Here is an 18,388-nt window from a genome sequence, read left to right as displayed (position 1 = left end):
TCTGAGGAGTTTGATCATGTCTTCTGCCAACCCTACCGGCGCTGTAGAAAAGGGTTTTGCCCTGACCGGTGCTTACCTGGTACGCGATGTCAGCCTGCCGGCGCTGGTGCTGCACCGTGAAGCGTTGGAACACAACATTCGCTGGATGCAGACGTTTGTCAGTAACAGCGGCGCGCAGTTGGCGCCTCATGGCAAAACCAGCATGACGCCGGCGCTGTTTTGTCGGCAACTGGCGGCCGGTGCCTGGGGCATCACGCTGGCCAGCGCGACCCAGACGCGAGCGGCCTACGCCCATGGCGTGCGTCGAGTGTTGATGGCCAATCAGTTGGTCGGTACGCCGAACATGGCGCTGATCGCCGATTTGTTGGCAGACCCCAGCTTCGACTTTCATTGCATGGTCGATCATCCAGATAACGTTGCGGCCCTCGGCGCGTACTTCGCCTCCCGTGGCATGCGGCTGAATGTGATGATCGAGTACGGCGTGTTGGGTGGCCGCTGCGGTTGCCGTACCGAGGCGCAAGTGCTCGAACTGGCCAAGGCCATCGCCGCGCAACCGGCGCTGGCGCTGACCGGCATCGAAGGGTACGAAGGGGTGATTCACGGCGATCACGCGGCAAGTGGCATCCGTGAGTTTGCAGCGTCTTTGGTGCGGCTGGCGGTGCAGTTGCAGGACAGCGCTGCGTTCGCGATTGTGCAGCCGATCATCACTGCTTCGGGTTCAGCCTGGTACGACTTGATCGCTGAGTCCTTCGAAGCCCAGAACGCTGGCGGGCGTTTCCTCAGCGTGTTGCGCCCCGGCAGTTACGTCGCTCACGACCATGGCATCTATAAAGACGCGCAATGCTGCGTCCTCGACCGTCGCAGCGATTTGGATGAGGGCTTGCGCCCGGCGCTGGAAGTCTGGGCACACGTGCAGTCAATGCCGGAACCAGGGTTTGCGGTGATCGCCCTTGGCAAGCGTGATGTTGCCTACGACGCGGGTTTGCCAGTGCCGTTACTGCGTTACAAAGCGGGCATCGTGCCGGCGACGGGGGACGACATGAGCGCCTGCAAGGTGACGGCGGTGATGGACCAGCATGCGTTCATGACCGTCGCACCAGGGCTTGAGTTGCAGGTGGGCGACATCATTTCGTTTGGGACATCCCACCCGTGCCTGACGTTCGACAAGTGGCGGGTCGGGTGTTTGGTGGATGAACAGTTGCGGGTGATTGAAACCATGGAAACCTGTTTTTAAGGTTTCACACCGCGAAGGCGCCCGTCCAGAGATCACCGAACTGCGAGAGCACTCCTCAATGAACACCATCAGCACCCTCGGCCCTAACGTTCCGCGCATTGCCCTGATCGGCGAATGCATGATCGAGCTACAGCAGCGCGCGGACGGCAGCCTGCAACAAAGCTTCGGTGGCGATACCTTGAATACGGCGGTCTACCTGTGCCGAGAAATGGGTGAGGGCGGCGCGGTAGATTACGTCACCGCCCTGGGCGACGACAGTTTCAGCGACGCCATGTGCCGAAGTTGGGCCACAGAAAATATCGGGTTAAGCCTGGTGCAACGGTTGCCCGGTCGCTTGCCGGGTCTGTATTGCATTCAGACTGATGCCGCTGGCGAGCGACGCTTTCTGTATTGGCGCAACGAGGCGGCGGTGCGTGATTGCTTCACCACGCCTGCCGCCGCGCCAATCCTTGCGGCACTGCCGGACTATGACGTGCTGTATTTCAGCGGCATCACCCTGGCGGTGCTTGGCGCGCAGGGGCGCGAGAAATGGCTGGAGACCTTGATTGAGGCTCGGCAGCGGGATGCGCGAATCGTCTTCGACAACAACTATCGGCCGCGCCTGTGGGCCTCGGTGGACGATGCGCGGGCGGCTTATCGCAGTGTGTTGCCTTATGTGGACCTGGCACTGCTAACGGTCGATGACGAGCAGGCGTTGTTTCAATTTTCTGACTGTGCAGCGGTGTTTGAGGCTTACACACAGATTGGCACCCCGGAAGTGGTGCTCAAACGTGGCGCCGAGCCGTGTTTGATTCGCTGCAATGGCGAGTCATTCGAGGTGCCAGCGCATCAGGTCGAGCGGGTGGTAGACACCACAGCAGCGGGGGATTCGTTCAGCGCGGCCTACTTGGCCAGTCGGCTCAGGGGCGGCAGTCCTGTGGAGGCTGCCGAGGCGGGTCATCGGTTGGCGAGTCGGGTGATTCAGGTGCCAGGGGCGCTCATTCCCAGATAGCGCCGTTCGCTGCGCAATCGGTTCGCGGACCAGCCCGCCCCTTAAGGTGGGCTGGTCCGCGATGGGGAGTCGGCAGCCCCTCGTTCAATCCCGATAAAACACCTGCACCAGGTGATAGCCGAATTTGCTCTTGACCGGACCATGCACTACGCGCAGCGGTTTTTTGAAGATGACTGCGTCGATCACGCCGACCATCTGCCCCGGCCTGACTTCACCCAAATCGCCGCCGCGCTTGCCGGACGGGCAGGTGGAGTATTTTTTGGCCAGCACGTCGAAGGCTTCACCCTTGGCGATGCGTTGTTTGAGCTGCTCGGCTTCTTCCGAGGTTTTCACCAGAATATGGCGGGCTTGAGCTTTCATGAGACAGACCTTGTAACGGTGATGAGCGCGGGGCGCGCGATTATGCCTTAACTCACTCGGGTTGACCGATCATCGTGCGAATCTTGTTGGCCAACAGCTCGATGGAGAAGGGTTTGGCGACCATGTCCATGCCTGCTTCCAGAAACCCCTGGCGCTCGGCGGCTTTCTCGGCATAACCGGTCATGAACAGGACTTTCAGATCGGGGCGGTACTGACGGGCGATCTCCGCCAGTTGCCGACCATTCATCCCTGGCAGCCCAACATCGGTCACTAGCAAATCCACTCGCAGGTCGGACTCAAGCAAGGGCAGGGCCGACTTGGCGTCTTCAGCTTCGTGGGCGTTATACCCCAGCTCGTTGAGCAGGTTGAGCACCAGCATGCGTACCGCCGGATCGTCCTCCACCAACATGACGGTTTCGCCCGCATTGGCTGCCGGCGCCTCGCCGGTGGCGGGTAACACGCTATTTTCCGGGACGCCGAGGTTCAGGCGGGGCAGGTACAGGCGCACGCTGGTGCCTTGGCCCGGCACACTGTCGAGGCTGACGTGGCCGCCAGACTGCTGGGCGAAGCCATAGATCATCGACAATCCCAGGCCTGTGCCTTGGCCGATGGGTTTGGTGGTGAAGAACGGATCGAAGGCTTTGGCCAGCACTGACGGCGTCATGCCTGCGCCGTTATCGCTCACGGCAATCATCACGTAGTCGCCGGCTTTGACCGGTTCCAGGGTGGTGATGTCGCTGCCGTCGAGGTAAACATTGGCTGTTTCGATCAACAAATCGCCGCCGTCGGGCATCGCGTCCCTGGCATTGATGACCAGGTTCAGCAAGGCGTTTTCCAGTTGGCTGACGTCGGTGCTGACCGACCAGAGGTCAGCGACTAATTGCAGCTTGAGTTCGATGTGGTCGCCCTTGGTGCGGCTGAGCAAGTCTTCCAGAGAATGCACCAGCTCGTTGGCGTTCAGCGGTTTGCGGTCCAGTGACTGGCGTCGGGAGAACGCCAACAGCCGGTGTGTCAGCGCCGCTGCCCGGTTGGCCGAGGACACGGCGGCTTCGGTGAAACGGCCGATTTCTTCGGCGCGCCCTTCGGCGATGTAGCGCTGCATCAGGTCGAGGCTGCCGATGATCCCGGTGAGCATGTTGTTAAAGTCGTGGGCGATGCCTCCTGTCAGCTGGCCGACCGCTTCCATTTTTTGTGCATGGCGCAACGCATCTTCGGCGCGCTCGCGTTCAAACATTTCGTTTTGCAGCCGCTGGTTGGCTTCGGCCAATTCCCGAGTACGAGCGATCACCCGTTCCTCAAGCGTTTCATTGAGGTTGCGCAGGGCTTCCTCGGTTTGTTTACGCTCGGTTTCGTCAATGACGAAGATGTAGAAACCGTTCACCGAACCGTCGGCCCCGTGTCGCGGCAGGTAATTCATCAGCGCATGACGGGTGCTGCCGTCGCGGTGCAGGGTGTTGATGCTGAAACAGCACGGCTTGCCGGCTAGCGCATCAGCGATCGGTTCTGCACGCAGGGCGTAGGCTTCGTCGCCGAGCATTTCCTGGATGGTTTTGCCATAAAGCTCTTGTGGCGTGAGCCCGTACCAATCAAGGTACGCGGCGTTGTTCAGGCGAAAGCGTTCTTCGCGGTCAACGTAACTGATCAGGATGGGCATTGCGTTGATGATCAGTTGCAGTTCGGTCTGGCTCTGACGCAGCGCCTGCTCGGTGTGCTTGCGTTCGGTCAGGTCGAGGGCGGCGCCCAGGAAACGGGTCGGCCGACCATGGTGGTCCTTGTAGCAACGACCCCTGGCGAATACCCAGCGCAACTCACCGTTGGGTTGCAGCAGGCGGTATTCCTCGGCGTATTCGGTGCCGTGGGTGATGCAGTGCTTGATGCTGCGCGCAATCAGCGCCCGGTCCTCCGGGTGAACGCCCTGGAGGTAATCGCTGATGGGCAACTGGCTGGCCAATGCCGGATTTACGCCGTGTAATTGTGCGAAGTGGGCATCGGCAATAAAGCGATCTTCACCAATGTTCCAATCCCACGTGCCCACGGCGTCAGTGGCTGCCAAGGCCAGTTGCAGGCGCTGTTCGGTATCGTGCTGGGCCTTGAGGCTGTCGGCTGAACGCTGCTCCAGTTCAAGGGCAATGCGCCGGCGCTCATTGGTTTCGATGGCGGTGACCAGAATGCCTGCAACGTTAGCGCTCTCGTCGCGGATGGGGCTATAGGTCAAATCCAGCCAAAAATCAGCTTCACCTCCATCGCGCTGTAAGGTGAATCGTTGTTCGGTGTAGGTCCGCACATGTCCTTGTAGGACGGCGCTGTAGATGGGGTCGGTGAAGTCTTTTAATTCCGGCCATATCAGGTGCGCTGGTTGTCCGAAAGCGTTTGGATGTTTGTTACCTGCCAGCAGGGCGAAGCCGTCGTTATAAATTTGTGTAAGCTGCGGGCCCCACAGCAAGAGCATTGGCATGGGCGAATGAATTACGATGTCCACTGCTGTTTTCAGGCTCTGCGGCCAGGCATCGGGGGCGCCCAAAGGGTTACGGCTCCAGTCCGTGCGGGCGATCAAGGCCTGGGCATCACTGCCCTTGGATATTGCGTTCATTGCATTGTCCTGCACTTAAGTCGGTGAGGCGGCGTCTACTATCCTTGCAAGACGGTAGACGCAGAATGACCCGATGTAACACTGATCCGGGTTATATCTGTTCATTGAATGCTTAGCGGGTGTTTTTTTACCATGGAAATAGATGCGTTGTTGCGACACCTTGCCAGTGAAAATGGCTCTGATCTTTATCTGTCCACTGGCGCACCCCCCAGTGCACGGTTCGACGGTGTGCTCAAGCCATTGGACGATCAGCCGTTCAAACCGGGGGAAATCGCGGCCATTGCCGATTCCATCATGGACGCCGAACAACGCGTTGAGTTCGATCGGGACCTGGAAATGAACCTGGCGATTTCCCTGTCCGGGGTCGGGCGCTTTCGGGTCAATATCTTCAAACAGCGCAACGACGTATCGATTGTGGCGCGCAACATCAAACTCGACATTCCGCGCTTCGAAGACCTTAAGTTGCCCGCAGTGCTGCTGGAAACCGTGATGCTCAAGCAGGGGCTGATGCTGTTTGTCGGCGCCACTGACTCGGGCAAGTCCACGTCCCTGGCAGCGCTGATCGATTACCGTAACCGCCACAGCAGTGGCCATATCATCACCATCGAAGACCCGGTGGAATACATCCATCGACACAAGAAGTCGATCATCAATCAGCGAGAAGTTGGCGTTGACACTCGCAGTTTCCATGCGGCCCTGAAAAATACTCTGCGTCAGGCGCCGGATGTGGTGCTGATTGGCGAAATTCGCGACCGCGAGACCATGGAACATGCATTGGCGTTCGCGGATACCGGCCATCTGGTGATTTCGACTTTGCACGCTCACAACGCCAATCAGGCGCTGGATCGCATCATCAATTTCTTTCCCGAAGAGCGCCGTCCGCAGTTGCTCCACGACCTCGGTAATAACCTCAAGGCGTTTGTTTCACAGCGGCTGGTGCGCACACGCGAGGGGCAGCGTCGGGCGGCGGTCGAGGTAATGCTCGGGACGCCGACCATCGCGGACCTGATCCGGCGTAATCTGTTTTCCGAGCTCAAGGGGATCATGGAAAAGTCCGGGGGGCTGGGAATGCAAACGTTCGACGCGGCGCTTTATGCGTTGGTGCTCGAGGGTGCAATCGATGAGGCGGAGGCGTTGAAGCATGCCGATTCGGTGAATAACTTGCGCTTGAGATTGAAGTTGCACGCCGATGCTGCGCCGGCCCCCCAAGCCCCACCCGGTGAGTGGGGGCTGATGGACTGACACCCCTACTGCGGCGCTTGCTGCCAGCGTCAATTGAAGCGCTTAGTCGTTGAGCTCCGGGCGTTTGCGGAACTGCTCCAGTGCCTCCGGATTGGCCAGTGCATCCGTGTTTTTTACCGCGTGACCCTGAACCGCATTTCGCACCGCCAACTCAACAATCTTGCCGCTGATGGTGCGGGGAATATCCGTCACAGCGAGGATTTTCGCCGGCACATGCCGTGGCGTAGTGTTGGCGCGAATGACCTGACGAATCTGTTGCCTCAGCGCTTCATCCAGTTCCACACCGTCTCGCAACTTTACAAACAGCACCACTCGCACGTCATCCTGCCATGGCTGGCCGATAGCGACGCTGTCCAGCACCTGTGCGATTTTCTCCACCTGACGGTAGATTTCTGCCGTGCCGATGCGCACGCCGCCAGGGTTAAGCACGGCGTCTGAGCGTCCGTGGATTATCATCGCGCCATGCGGCAGTTGTTCGGCGTAATCACCCTGGGCCCAGACGCCAGGGAACTGACCGAAATACGCGGCGCGAAGCTTGTCACCGGTGGGATCGTTCCAGAAGCCGATGGGGATCGCCGGAAAGTGGCGGGTACAGACCAGCTCGCCTTTTTCGCCGATCAGCACTTCCCCGGCGTCGTTCCAGACTTCCATTGCCATGCCCAGGCTCTTGCCCTGTATTTCTCCGCGCCGCACGGGCAGCAGCGGATTGCCGTTCACAAAACACGAAACGATGTCGGTGCCGCCGGACATTGAGGCCAGGCAAACGTCAGCCTTGAACTCACCGTAAACGTAGTCATAGCTGTGTGGTGATAACGCTGAGCCGGTGCAGAGCAGGGTTTTAAGGCTGCTCAAGTCATGGCTCTGTCGAGGTTTGAGACCAAGGCTTTGCAGGGTGGCAAGGTACTTGGGGCTGGTGCCAAAAACGCTGATGCGCTCGTCATCGATCAGGTCGACCAAGCGCTGCGGGTCGGGATGAAACGGCGAGCCGTCGTACAACACCACCGCACTGCCGACCGCCAGCGCTGAAACCAGCCAGTTCCACATCATCCAGCCGCAAGTGGTGTAGTAGAACAAACGATCGCCGGGGCCAAGATCGACGTGCAACCCATGTTCCTTAACGTGTTGCAGTAGCACACCGCCGGTGCTGTGGATGATGCATTTGGGCACGCCGGTGGTGCCGCTGGAATAGAGGATGTACAGCGGATGCGCGAAAGGGACGGCAACAAATGTGGGTGCGCCGCCGGGACGGTAAAAGTCACTCCACAAGGTGACCTTGGCTTGAGTGCAGAAGTCCGCGGTCTGCGTTTGAGGTCGCGAGTAGGGCACGACGATTAGCTGTTGCAGCGAAGGCAGGCGTTCGAGGATCTCATTGACCTTGGCCGTCTGGTCAATCTCCTTGCCTGCATAGCGATAGCCGGCGCAAGTAATCAGCACTGTCGGTTCGATCTGGCCGAAGCGGTCGATGACCCCTTGGGTGCCGAAGTCCGGCGATGAACAGGACCAGACGGCCCCCAAACTGGTGGTGGCGAGCATGGCCACCAGGGTTTGCCATGTGTTGGGCATGCACGCGGCTACCCGGTCGCCGAGGCCAACGCCCGCCGCTTTCAAGTTGTTTTGGAAACCGGCGACATGGCTGGCCAATTCGGCCCACGTCAATTGTTCGCGCTGGCCGGTTTCGGCGATCGCGATGACCGCCACGGCCTCATCACGACGAAGCAACAGGTGTTCGGCGAAGTTCAGGGTCGCGCCGGGGAACCACTGGGCGCTGGGCATCTGCGGACCTTCATGCAGCACGGTACTCGGTTGCGCATGGAAGCGGATCTCGAAGAAGTCGACGATGGCCTGCCAGAAGACTTGCCGATGATCAATCGACCACTGGTGCAAGGCCGGGTAATCGCCCACTGCAAGCTGATGCCGCTGATTGATAAAACACCGGAAGGCGTCCATGCGGGTCTTGCTGACGCGCTCCGCGCTGGGTTGCCAGAGGATATCGGACATTGTTTGCCTCTCTCGTTCCTCACGAGTTGCGTGGAAATGCTCAGTCATTGCGCCTACTGCGCCAACCACCCGCCATCCATATTCCATGCCGCCCCGCGTACCTGACTGCCGGACTCGCTGCACAGAAACAGCACCAGATCGCCGAGTTGCGAGGGGGTGACGAATTCCAGCGAGGGTTGCTTCTGTGCCAGTAAGTCGTGCTGCGCCTGTTGTGGGTCGACGCCGGCGGCGGCGCGATCATCGATCTGCTTTTGCACCAGTGGCGTCAGTACCCAGCCTGGGCAGATGGCATTGCAGGTGACCTGCGTGGTAGCGGTCTCCAGCCCAACGACCTTGGTCAAGCCGATCACACCATGCTTGGCGGCCACATAAGCGGCCTTGCCCACCGACCCAACCTGGCCGTGAACCGAAGCGATATTAATGATCCGCCCCCAATTTTTGACGCGCATGCCTGGCAGGCAAAGGCGCGTGCTGTGAAACACCGAGGACAGATTGATCGCGATGATGGAGTCCCAGCGCTCCACCGGAAACTCTTCAACTGCCGCGACGTGCTGGATGCCGGCGTTATTCACCAGAATATCGACGCCGCCGAACTCGCGCTCGGCGTAGGCGATCATCTCGGCAATCTGCGCCGGGTCGCTGACATCGGCCGGGTGATGACCGATCTTGCCCCCAAATTGCTCGACGTCGGCAATCACCTTCGAGGCATCGCCGAAACCGTTGAGGACCACATTGGCCCCAGCTTTGGCGAGGCTGAGCGCGATGCCCAAGCCAATACCGCTGGTGGAACCGGTGACCAGTGCAGTTTTGCCCTTAAGAGTCGTCATCAATACCTCACACAATGCCAGTGGCGTAGAAAGTGCCGATCACCACGAAAACCGCCAGCGTTTTGATGATCGTAATACAGAAAATGTCTTTGTAAGCTTCGCGGTGCGTCAGCCCGGTAACCGCCAGCAAGGTGATCACTGCGCCGTTGTGCGGCAACGTGTCCATGCCGCCACTGGCCATTGCCGCCACCCGGTGCAGCACTTCCAGGGGAATATTGGCAGCATGCGCGGCACTGATGAAGCTCTCGGACATTGCGGCCAGCGCAATGCTCATGCCGCCTGAGGCTGATCCGGTGATGCCCGCCAGCAGGGTTACGGTGATCGCTTCGTTGACCAGTGGATTGGGAATGCCTTTGAGCCAGTCCGCCAATACCAAAAAACCTGGCAATGAAGCGATCACCGCGCCAAAGCCGTATTCCGAGGCCGTGTTCATCGCGGCCAGCAACGCACCACTGACGGCGCTTTTACTGCTTTCTGCTAACTGGTCTTTGATCGCCTGATAACCAAACGCCAAGACCATGAGAATGCCGATTAGTAAGGCGGCCTGAACTGCCCAGATCGCCGTAAGCTTGGCGATTTCGGTGGTCACCGGGGCGCTCATGCCTGGCAGCGCAAGGCTGTGGGTTTTGCCGTACCACAAAGGAATCCAATGGGTGAACAGTAGGTTCATGACGCCCACCATCAGCAGCGGTGACAGCGCGATCCAAGGGTTGGGCAGCTTGATGTCTTCAGCGGTTTCTGGTTCGTTGCGCAGTAGGCTGCCGTAGCCTTCACCGGCCCGTTGCGCCTTGTTGCGTTGGCGCTGCAAAAACAGCATGCCGGCGCAGAACACGAAGAGGGTGCCGACCAGACCGAGCCACGGCGCGGCCCAGGCTGTGGTGTTGAAGAACGTACTGGGAATGATGTTCTGGATTTGTGGGGTGCCGGGCAGGGCGTCCATGGTGAACGAGAACGCGCCGAGGGCAATGGTCGCCGGAATCAGGCGTTTGGGAATATTGCTCTGGCGGAACATCTCTGCGGCAAACGGATAGACCGCGAACACCACCACAAACAGCGACACGCCGCCATACGTCAGCAGGGCGCAGACCAGCACGATCACCAGCATGGCCTGGCGGGTGCCCAGCAAGCGAATGGCGGCCGCGACGATTGAGCGTGAGAAACCCGACAGCTCGATTAGCTTGCCAAATACCGCACCGAGCAGGAATACAGGGAAATATAGCTTGATGAACCCGACCATTTTCTCCATGAATACCCCGCTGAACGCTGGGGCAACGGCGGAAGGGTCGGTAAGCAGCACGGCGCCGAGGGCCGCAATTGGTGCAAAAAGAATAACGCTGTAGCCACGGTAAGCCGCCAGCATCAACAGCGCGAGGGCTGCCAAGGCAATGATCACACTCATGGGTGTGTCTCCTGGAATTGTTATTTTTGTGGGTAAATCTTTTGTAGGAGAGGCTATTAGCGGGAATCGTGCCAGTTAATCAACTTATTGAAATATAAGGATTTATTGGGTTTTTGGCGGTGATGCTTGTGTCAACTGTCTCAGTTTCGAGATGTTGGGTGGCAGGGGTAGCTTCTTAGCGAGTAAGCCAGCTCTCCCAGGGACGAATTTTGATCGACACAGATGCAGTCCGTTGGCGGCCTGGCGAGCAACGCCTTGGCTCTTCTCTATACGGAGACAGTTATCTCTTTATTGAGAATCGATAATCCCCAGCGCGACCATCTTTTTGTAGAGCGTCGAGCGCCCGAGCCCTAATCGCGCAGCCGCTGCAATGACTTTTCCCTCGCATTGCGCAAGGGTAGCCTCAATCAACTGCCGATCAAACCGCTCACGAGCCTCACTGAATGTTTCATGGCCCACCGGTTGGATCGTCTGGGGCACTGCTCGCTCAACCGGCGTAAACGTACCAATGGCCGCGCTGATATCCGCCTCATTCAACAGCACGTCATCACTGAGCAACGCTGCCCTTTCCAGGACGTTGCGCAGCTCGCGAATGTTCCCTGGCCAAGCGTGTTGACCGAGTAGCACCAAGGCGTCGCGGCTCAGCTCATGTTGACTGCGCAGTTCTTCAAGGATCGCTTCACTGAGGGCCGGTAAATCGTCCAAACGATCACGCAGGGGGGGAACCTGAATCGGCAGGACGTTGAGGCGGTAATACAAGTCCGCACGAAACTCGCCGCGTTTGATCGCCGCCTCCAGGTCTGTGGACGTCGCAGCAATCACCCGCACGTCGCTTTGAATCACCTCGTTCGAACCCACCGGCTCGAATTCTTTTTCCTGTAGCACCCGCAATAGCTTGCTTTGCAGGGGCAGAGGCATGTCGCCGATCTCATCGAGAAACAGAGTGCCGCCCTGGGCTATCTGCAACTTGCCGACTCGACCTTTGCGGTCGGCGCCGGTAAACGCGCCGGGGGCCGTTCCGAAAAATTCGGCTTCCAGTAATGCCTCGGGAATCGCCGCACTGTTGATGCTGACAAACGCCTTGTGCGTCCGCGGCGAGGCGCCGTGAATGGCTTGGGCCAGCAACTCTTTGCCGGTGCCGGTTTCACCCAGCAGTAACACCGGTGAATCGGCACTGGCGCTGCGCCGCGCACGACGTTTGACTTCAAGGCTGGCGGCACTGGTGCCGATGAAGTGGGCGAAGTTGTACTTGGTTTGACGTGCCCGCAGCAGGGAGCGGGTGGAGGCCAGTTCCTCCTGCATGCTCAGGTAACGCTTGAGCATCGGCGACAGGCTGCGCAACTCATCGAACAGGGCAAAACCGATGGCGCCAATCACCGCGCCGACGTCGTCATGGATCGGCAGGCGCATCACCACCAGCGGTTCTTTGGGCGTGTCCTGCATGTCCAGCAAAATCGGGCGGCCGGTGCGCACCACCTCACGCAGCAGGCTGCCGGGAATTACGCTTTCACAGGCTTTGCCAATGGCGACGGCGGCAGACTCCAGCCCAAAGCGGCGCGCGTAACGTTCGTTCATCCAGACGATATTGGCGTCGCGATCGACTATCACCGTGCCTTCGCTCGATTGCTCGATGATCTCGAACAGCGAACGGATCGCCAGCATTCGGACCCGCTGGTAGTCCTTGAGGCTTTCGGTGGTGTTCATTTCAGTCCTGTCCGGAAGTGATGTTGTCGGTGCGGGCGTCTTTGCGGTTTCAAGGTTTAGCCCGGATGCGCCGCCGCCAACAGCTCTTTGGTATACGGATGCTGCGGCGCATCAAATACGTCATGGCTGGCGCCGCTTTCCACGACTTTCCCGTCCTTGATCACAATCATGTCGTGGGCCAGGGCGCGCACCACTGCCAGGTCATGACTGATAAACAGGTAGGTCAGGCCATGTTTTTCCTGAAGCTGGCGGAGCAGGGCGACCACTTGTTTTTGCACGGTGCGGTCCAGGGCCGACGTCGGTTCGTCGAGCAATATCAATTCCGGCTTGAGCACCAGCGCCCGAGCGATGGCGATACGTTGCCGTTGGCCTCCAGAGAACTCGTGGGGATAGCGATGGCGACTCATCGGGTCGAGGCCGACTTCTTCCAGCGCCCGAATCACTTGGGCTTCACGCTCTTGGGGCGTCGATTGACTGTGAACTTCCAACCCTTCGCTAATGATTTGTGCCACGGACAGTCGCGGGCTCAGGCTGCCGAAAGGGTCCTGGAACACCACCTGCATTTTCTTGCGCCATGGGCGGAGTTGTTTTTGCGTCAGGCCTTCCAGGGGTGCTCCCTGAAAGCGAATGCTGCCCTCGGAGTCGAGCAGTCTCAGGATCGCCTGGCCCAGGGTGGACTTGCCCGAACCTGACTCTCCGACGATGCCCAAGGTCTTGCCGCGTTGAACCTTCAGGCTAATACCGTCCACCGCCCGCAGGTAAGTCTTGCGCTGAAACAGGCTGCCACCCAGAGCAAATTGCACGCTCAGGTTGTTGACCTCAAGGACGTTCTCCCGCTCGTCACGGGGCAAGGCCAGGCCCTGTGGTTCGGCGTTCAGCAGCTCGCAACTGTAAGGGTGCTGCGGGTCGGTAAACAGCGTCTCGCAAGTGGCCTGTTCGACGATTTCTCCGGACTTCATCACGCACACGCGTTGCGCGATGCTGCGCACCAGATTCAAGTCATGGCTGATCAGCAGCAGCGACATACCCAGCCGCTGCTGCAGGGACTTAAGCAACAGCAGAATCTTGCGTTGCACCGTCACATCCAGCGCCGTGGTCGGTTCGTCAGCGATCAACAGTTCCGGTTCGCAGGCCAGCGCCATGGCGATCATCACCCGTTGTCGCTGGCCGCCTGATAACTGATGAGGGTAAGCCTTGAGCCGCTCCCTGGGTTTCTGGATACCCACCAGCTCAAGCAGTTCGAGCGTCCGGGCTTGTGCCTTTTTACCGGCCAGGCCTTTGTGCAGCAGCAGGGTTTCGCCAATCTGCTTTTCGATACTGTGCAGTGGGTTCAGGGAGGTCATGGGCTCCTGAAAAATCATTGCAATTCGATTTCCGCGCAACTCGCGCAGCACTTTCGTCGGGGCACCGAGCAATTCGCGGTTGCGATAGCGAATGCTACCGGTACTGTCGGTGCCGCCTTCTGGCAACAGTTGCAGGATGGAATGGGCGGTGACTGATTTGCCGGACCCCGACTCACCCACCAACGCCAGGCACTCGCCGGGGCGGATATCCAGGCACAGGTTGCGCACCACGGTCTGGCCGTTGAAGGCCACGCTGAGGTTGCGGATTTCGATCAGGTTGTCACTCATGTCTAAAGTCCGCTTCAAGATCGAGGATCGAAGGCGTCACGTAACGCCTCGCCGATAAATACCAATAGCGAAAGAATCAACGCCAGCGTGAAAAACGCTGTCAGCCCCAACCACGGTGCTTGCAGGTTTTGCTTGCCCTGACCGATCAACTCTCCCAGCGAAGCACTTCCCGCAGGCATACCGAAGCCAAGGAAATCCAAGGCCGTCAGGGTCGAAATCGCTCCCGTCAGAATGAACGGCAGGTAGCTCAGCGTGGCATTCATTGCATTCGGCAAGATATGCCGGACGATAATTTTGCGGTCGGTCAGGCCCAGTGCGCGGGCAGCCTTGACGTATTCGAGGTTGCGCCCGCGCAAAAATTCGGCGCGCACCACATCGACCAGCGCGAGCCAGGAAAACAACGCCATGATTCCCAGTAACCACCAGAAATTGGGCTCGACGAACCCCGACAGGATGATCAGAAGGTACAACACCGGCAATCCCGACCAGACCTCCAGCAAACGCTGCCCCAACAAGTCGACCCAGCCGCCGTAATACCCCTGGAGTGCGCCGGCGGCGATGCCGATCAGCGCACTGACGAAGGTCAGCATCAAGGCAAAGAGGATTGACACCCGCGCCCCGAAAATCACCCTGGCCAACACATCACGGGCCTGGTCGTCGGTGCCCAGCCAGTTGACCTTTGACGGTGGGCTCGGCGCCGGTTGATTGAGGTCGTAGTTGGGCGTGTCATCGCTGAACGGGATTGGCGCAAAGAGCATCCAGCCGCCGTCCTTGTGGATCAGCTTCTGTACGTAGTCACTGCGGTAGTCGGCCTGGAACGGCAGTTGGCCGCCAAACTCCTGCTCGGTATGGCGCTTGAGCGCCGGGAAGTACAGCGTGCCCTGATAACTGACGACCAGCGGTTTGTCATTGGCGATCAATTCTCCGCCCAAGGTCAGCAGCAGCAGGCCGATGAACAACCATAACGACCACCAGCCTCGGCGGTTTTTCTTGAACCGTTCGAAACGACGACGGCCTAACGGCGAGAAACTGAACATCAGGCGTTCCTCGCGGAGAAGTCGATACGCGGGTCAACGAGGGTGTAGCAGAGGTCGCCGATCAGTTTTATCAAGAGGCCGAACAACGTAAAGATGAACAGTGAACCAAACACCACGGGATAGTCACGTGACACCGCGGCTTCATAGCTCATGCGGCCCAGACCATCGAGGGAGAAAATCACTTCGATCAGCAAGGAGCCGGCGAAGAACACGCTGATGAAGGCTTGAGGAATCCCTGACACTACTAACAGCATGGCATTGCGAAACACGTGGCCATAAAGCACACGGCGTTCGCTCATGCCCTTTGCGCGTGCGGTGACCACGTATTGGCGGGTGATTTCGTTGAGAAAGGAGTTTTTGGTGAGGATGGTCAGTGTGGCGAAACCGCCAATCACCAACGCCGTGACCGGCAACACCAGGTGCCAGAAGTAGTCGGCAATTTTGCCTACGGTTGACAGCGAATCGAAATTCTCTGACACCAAACCCCGTACCGGGAACCAGTTCAGTAACGTGCCTCCGGCGAACACCACGATCAGGAACATCGCGAACAGGAACGCCGGCATCGCATAACCAATGATGATCGCGGTGCTGCTCCAGATGTCGAAATGGCTACCGTGGTGGACGGCCTTGCGGATGCCCAGAGGGATCGACACCAGGTAGGTGATCAGCGTGGCCCACAGCCCCAGTGAAATGGTCACGGGCATTTTTTCGAGGATCAAGTCGGTGACCGGGGCGCCGCGAAAAAAGCTCTTGCCGAAGTCCAGGTGGGCATAGTTTTTGAGCATCAGCCAAAGACGCTCCGGGGCCGGTTTGTCGAAACCGTACTGCTTTTCGATTTCCTTGATCAATTGCGGATCGAGGCCGCGGCTGGCGCGCGAGCTGTTGCTCATGACTTCACCGGCACTGCCGCCGACAGCTGCGCCGCCGATGCCTTGCAGGTGCGCGATGGCCTGTTCCACCGGGCCACCGGGCGCCGCCTGAACGATGACGAAGTTAACCAGGAGAATGATGACCAGCGTCGGAATGATCAGCAGCAGGCGTCGCGCTACGTAAGCCCACATCAGCGTGCTCCTCCGGGTTTGCCACGCTTGATGAGTTCGGCGGTCATCTGTTGGTTGGTCAGGGGCGTGGTACTCACTTCCCACCAGCTCTCGATCGCTTCGTCATTGCTCGCTTGCACGCTGGGAATGCCGAAACGGTTCCACCACACGGTCGCGCTGCCGGGCGGGTAATAGTTGGGGATCCAGTAATAGTTCCATTGCAGTACCCGGTCCAACGCGTGGGCGTAGCGCAACATGTCGGCCTGGGTCGCGGCGCGAATCAAGCCATTGATCAGGGTATCGACCGCCGGGTTCTTCAGCACCATGTAGTTGTTGGCACCGGGATCGTTGGCCGAGATCGAGCCGAAGTAATTGAGCAACTCGCCCCCTGGAGCAGTTGTGACCGGGTAGCCAGTAATGACCATGTCGTAATCCCGTGACATCAGACGATTGACGTACTGCGAGGAGTCGATACGCCGGATGTTCAAGTCGATACCGATTTGTTTCAGTGTGCGCTTGTAGGGCAGCAGTAGCCGGTCCAGTCCGTTCTGGCTGGTCAAAAAGGTGAAACTCAGGGGTTCACCGGCGTCATTCACCAACTGATCGCCGTCGGGTTTCCAGCCCGCCTGTTCAAGCAACTCCAAGGCCTGTAACTGTTTGTCGCGAATCACTCCGCTACCATCGGTTTTCGGTGCTTCGAAGACCTGCGTAAAGACCTCGTCAGGAATCTGTCCGCGCAGAGGTTCTAGAATCGCTTTTTCGCCAGCATCGGGTAATTGCCTTGCAGCCAGGTCGGTATTGGAGAAAAAGCTCTGCTGGCGGATGTACAGGTTGCGCATCATCTGCCGGTTGCTCCACTCGAAATCCCAAAGCATTGCCAGCGCCTGGCGCACACGTCGGTCCTGGAATATCGGCTTTTGCAAGTTAAAGACGAAGCCTTGCGCTGGTTGTGGTGCCTGCGTTGCCAAATGAGCCTTTTGCAGACGCCCGTCACTCAACGCGGGGCTGTCGTAGCGCACGGAGTAGCCGGTGGCGGAGAACTCTCGGTTGTAGTCGTAGGCGCCCCCTAGCAGGACCTGACGAGCGACGTCGGTGTCGCCAAAATATTCGATGCTGAAACGATCAAAGTTGTAGAGGCCACGGCTGACCGGCAGGTCTTTACCCCACCAGTCGGCGTTACGTTCGAAGGTGATACTGCGCCCTGAATCGACTTTGCTCACACGATAAGGACCGCTCCCCAGTGGCGGTTCGTAACCGCCGCCGCTGGCGAAATCGCGAGCTTTCCACCAATGCTCGGGAAAGACCGGCAAGGTTGCGATGTCCAGGGGCAGGGTGCGGTTTTCGCTGTTTTTGAAGTCGAATCGAATGGTCAGCGGCGCTTCGACCTCGACGCCTTTGACGTCGGCAAACTGGGTGCGATAGCGCAGGCTGCCCTGGGTCATCAGCAGGTCAAAGGTGTAACGCACATCGTTGGCAGTGATCGGCTTGCCGTCAGCGAAACGGGCCTTGGGATTCAGGAAAAAGCGCAGCGACAAGCCGTCGTCCGAGCGTTCCATCTGCTGCGCCACCAGGCCATAAACGGTATAGGGTTCGTCCAGCGAGCGCTGGGCCAGCGGTGAATAGAGCATGCCGTCGATCTGGGAAACGCCGATACCTTTGTCGATGTAGGGCAGAAGATGGTCGAAGTGGCCGATTTCGATGGCCGAACGGCGCAGCGTGCCGCCCTTGGGGGCTTGGGGGTTGGTGTAGGCGAAATGGCTGAATCCGGCAGGATACTTTGCCGGTTCACCGTACACGGTCAACGCGTGTTGCGGTGTTGCATTCACACCGGCGGCTCCCAGCAATAGGGCCACGGCAGTGAAAATCAAAGTTGGGAAAACCAGTCGCATTGTCAGCCTTAGAGCCGGGAAATCGATAAGCACAATTTGTACGCTAGCGGCGCGTCACTCACCAGCCGAATCACGTCACGCAAACGCAACGGCCCACCAAAAGGTGGGCCGTTGTAGAGAAACCTGAGGACAGATCAGTCCTGACGGCTGGTTACTTCCAGCAGGTGATAGCCGAACTGGGTCTTGACGGGGCCTTGCACGACGTTAATCGGAGCACTGAAAACGACGGTGTCGAACTCCTTTACCATCTGGCCAGGACCGAACGAGCCGAGGTCGCCGCCCTGACGGCTGGAAGGGCAGGTGGAGTTGGCTTTGGCAACGTCGGCGAAGTCAGCGCCGTCTTCGATCTGAGTCTTGAGTTCGTTGCACTTGGCTTCGCTGGCAACAAGGATGTGACGGGCAGTGGCTTTAGCCATGGGGAAATTCTCCATTCAATGTTCAGTAAA

14 protein-coding genes are annotated in these 18,388 nt (G+C 58.9%); 3 read left to right on the top strand and 11 right to left on the bottom strand.

The genetic code is table 11. The features are described from left to right. Positions 1 to 16: 16 nt before the first annotated feature. Entirely contained in the window at positions 17 to 1,234 is a 1,218-nt protein-coding gene (locus RHM68_RS13545) for an amino acid deaminase (RefSeq protein ID WP_322215397.1), read from the top strand. A 58-nt stretch (positions 1,235 to 1,292) separates the two neighbouring features. Then, positions 1,293 to 2,225, top strand: coding sequence for a sugar kinase (locus RHM68_RS13540; RefSeq protein ID WP_322215395.1), 933 nt, complete (start codon positions 1,293 to 1,295; stop codon positions 2,223 to 2,225). Positions 2,226 to 2,309: 84 nt separating this feature from the next. Here RHM68_RS13540 and RHM68_RS13535 read toward each other — a convergent pair whose 3' ends face one another. Together RHM68_RS13535 and RHM68_RS13530 are read right to left on the bottom strand one after the other, a co-directional pair. Continuing rightward, positions 2,310 to 2,585, bottom strand: a complete 276-nt coding sequence (locus RHM68_RS13535) for a peptidylprolyl isomerase (RefSeq protein ID WP_028622750.1) — start codon at positions 2,583 to 2,585, stop codon at positions 2,310 to 2,312. 52 nt (positions 2,586 to 2,637) lie between these two features. Continuing rightward, positions 2,638 to 5,175: a PAS domain-containing protein gene (locus tag RHM68_RS13530; RefSeq protein ID WP_322215391.1), complete on the bottom strand. Its 2,538-nt coding sequence runs from the start codon at positions 5,173 to 5,175 to the stop codon at positions 2,638 to 2,640. A 132-nt stretch (positions 5,176 to 5,307) separates the two neighbouring features. Between RHM68_RS13530 and RHM68_RS13525 the strand changes: the two genes are divergently transcribed. Continuing rightward, the gene (locus tag RHM68_RS13525) at positions 5,308 to 6,417 is read left to right on the top strand and encodes a PilT/PilU family type 4a pilus ATPase (RefSeq protein WP_322215389.1); all 1,110 of its coding nucleotides are present in this window, start codon (positions 5,308 to 5,310) and stop codon (positions 6,415 to 6,417) included. A gap of 42 nt (positions 6,418 to 6,459) precedes the next feature. Here RHM68_RS13525 and RHM68_RS13520 read toward each other — a convergent pair whose 3' ends face one another. The 9 genes from RHM68_RS13520 to RHM68_RS13480 form a co-directional block, all read right to left on the bottom strand. Further along, positions 6,460 to 8,415: an acetoacetate--CoA ligase gene (locus tag RHM68_RS13520; protein ID WP_322215387.1), complete on the bottom strand. Its 1,956-nt coding sequence runs from the start codon at positions 8,413 to 8,415 to the stop codon at positions 6,460 to 6,462. A 53-nt stretch (positions 8,416 to 8,468) separates the two neighbouring features. Next, positions 8,469 to 9,242 (bottom strand): 3-hydroxybutyrate dehydrogenase, encoded by a 774-nt coding sequence (locus RHM68_RS13515; protein ID WP_322215385.1) that lies wholly within the window; start codon positions 9,240 to 9,242, stop codon positions 8,469 to 8,471. Between the two features lie 7 nt (positions 9,243 to 9,249). Further along, complete coding sequence (locus tag RHM68_RS13510) at positions 9,250 to 10,641, bottom strand: GntP family permease (protein ID WP_322215383.1); 1,392 nt, start codon at positions 10,639 to 10,641, stop codon at positions 9,250 to 9,252. A 288-nt stretch (positions 10,642 to 10,929) separates the two neighbouring features. After that, on the bottom strand, positions 10,930 to 12,345 hold the full coding sequence (locus RHM68_RS13505) for a sigma-54 interaction domain-containing protein (RefSeq protein ID WP_322215381.1): 1,416 nt from the start codon (positions 12,343 to 12,345) through the stop codon (positions 10,930 to 10,932). A 56-nt stretch (positions 12,346 to 12,401) separates the two neighbouring features. After that, entirely contained in the window at positions 12,402 to 13,976 is a 1,575-nt protein-coding gene (locus RHM68_RS13500; RefSeq protein ID WP_322215378.1) for an ABC transporter ATP-binding protein, read from the bottom strand. 14 nt (positions 13,977 to 13,990) lie between these two features. After that, a complete protein-coding gene (locus RHM68_RS13495) occupies positions 13,991 to 15,013 on the bottom strand; it encodes an ABC transporter permease (RefSeq protein ID WP_322215375.1) in 1,023 nt (340 codons plus the stop codon). After that, positions 15,013 to 16,074, bottom strand: a complete 1,062-nt coding sequence (locus tag RHM68_RS13490; protein ID WP_322215372.1) for a microcin C ABC transporter permease YejB — start codon at positions 16,072 to 16,074, stop codon at positions 15,013 to 15,015. The genes RHM68_RS13495 and RHM68_RS13490 overlap by 1 nt, the downstream gene beginning before the upstream one ends. Next, the gene (locus tag RHM68_RS13485) at positions 16,074 to 17,942 is read right to left on the bottom strand and encodes an extracellular solute-binding protein (protein ID WP_322215371.1); all 1,869 of its coding nucleotides are present in this window, start codon (positions 17,940 to 17,942) and stop codon (positions 16,074 to 16,076) included. Before RHM68_RS13485 ends, RHM68_RS13490 begins: the two co-directional genes overlap by 1 nt. 134 nt (positions 17,943 to 18,076) lie before the next feature. Then, positions 18,077 to 18,358, bottom strand: a complete 282-nt coding sequence (locus RHM68_RS13480) for a peptidylprolyl isomerase (RefSeq protein WP_322215368.1) — start codon at positions 18,356 to 18,358, stop codon at positions 18,077 to 18,079. Positions 18,359 to 18,388 lie beyond the last annotated feature (30 nt).

It is taken from the genome of Pseudomonas sp. DC1.2 (genome assembly GCF_034351645.1).
In the GTDB taxonomy this organism is placed as follows: domain Bacteria; phylum Pseudomonadota; class Gammaproteobacteria; order Pseudomonadales; family Pseudomonadaceae; genus Aquipseudomonas.
The sequence above is the reverse complement of the archived record's forward strand: the minus strand, read 5'-3'. Positions and strand labels throughout refer to the sequence as shown.

Bases quoted from the DNA above. Each gene is read 5' to 3' on its own strand.
- RHM68_RS13540 (WP_322215395.1), top strand. From the start codon at position 1,293: ATGAACACCATCAGCACCCTCGGCCCTAACGTTCCGCGCATTGCCCTG.
- RHM68_RS13495 (WP_322215375.1), bottom strand. From the start codon at position 15,013: ATGTTCAGTTTCTCGCCGTTAGGCCGTCGTCGTTTCGAACGGTTCAAG.
- RHM68_RS13530 (WP_322215391.1), bottom strand. From the start codon at position 5,175: ATGAACGCAATATCCAAGGGCAGTGATGCCCAGGCCTTGATCGCCCGC.
- RHM68_RS13500 (WP_322215378.1), bottom strand. From the start codon at position 13,976: ATGAGTGACAACCTGATCGAAATCCGCAACCTCAGCGTGGCCTTCAAC.
- RHM68_RS13545 (WP_322215397.1), top strand. From the start codon at position 17: ATGTCTTCTGCCAACCCTACCGGCGCTGTAGAAAAGGGTTTTGCCCTG.
- RHM68_RS13525 (WP_322215389.1), top strand. From the start codon at position 5,308: ATGGAAATAGATGCGTTGTTGCGACACCTTGCCAGTGAAAATGGCTCT.
- RHM68_RS13505 (WP_322215381.1), bottom strand. From the start codon at position 12,345: ATGAACACCACCGAAAGCCTCAAGGACTACCAGCGGGTCCGAATGCTG.
- RHM68_RS13485 (WP_322215371.1), bottom strand. From the start codon at position 17,942: ATGCGACTGGTTTTCCCAACTTTGATTTTCACTGCCGTGGCCCTATTG.
- RHM68_RS13515 (WP_322215385.1), bottom strand. From the start codon at position 9,242: ATGACGACTCTTAAGGGCAAAACTGCACTGGTCACCGGTTCCACCAGC.
- RHM68_RS13490 (WP_322215372.1), bottom strand. From the start codon at position 16,074: ATGTGGGCTTACGTAGCGCGACGCCTGCTGCTGATCATTCCGACGCTG.
- RHM68_RS13510 (WP_322215383.1), bottom strand. From the start codon at position 10,641: ATGAGTGTGATCATTGCCTTGGCAGCCCTCGCGCTGTTGATGCTGGCG.
- RHM68_RS13535 (WP_028622750.1), bottom strand. From the start codon at position 2,585: ATGAAAGCTCAAGCCCGCCATATTCTGGTGAAAACCTCGGAAGAAGCC.
- RHM68_RS13520 (WP_322215387.1), bottom strand. From the start codon at position 8,415: ATGTCCGATATCCTCTGGCAACCCAGCGCGGAGCGCGTCAGCAAGACC.
- RHM68_RS13480 (WP_322215368.1), bottom strand. From the start codon at position 18,358: ATGGCTAAAGCCACTGCCCGTCACATCCTTGTTGCCAGCGAAGCCAAG.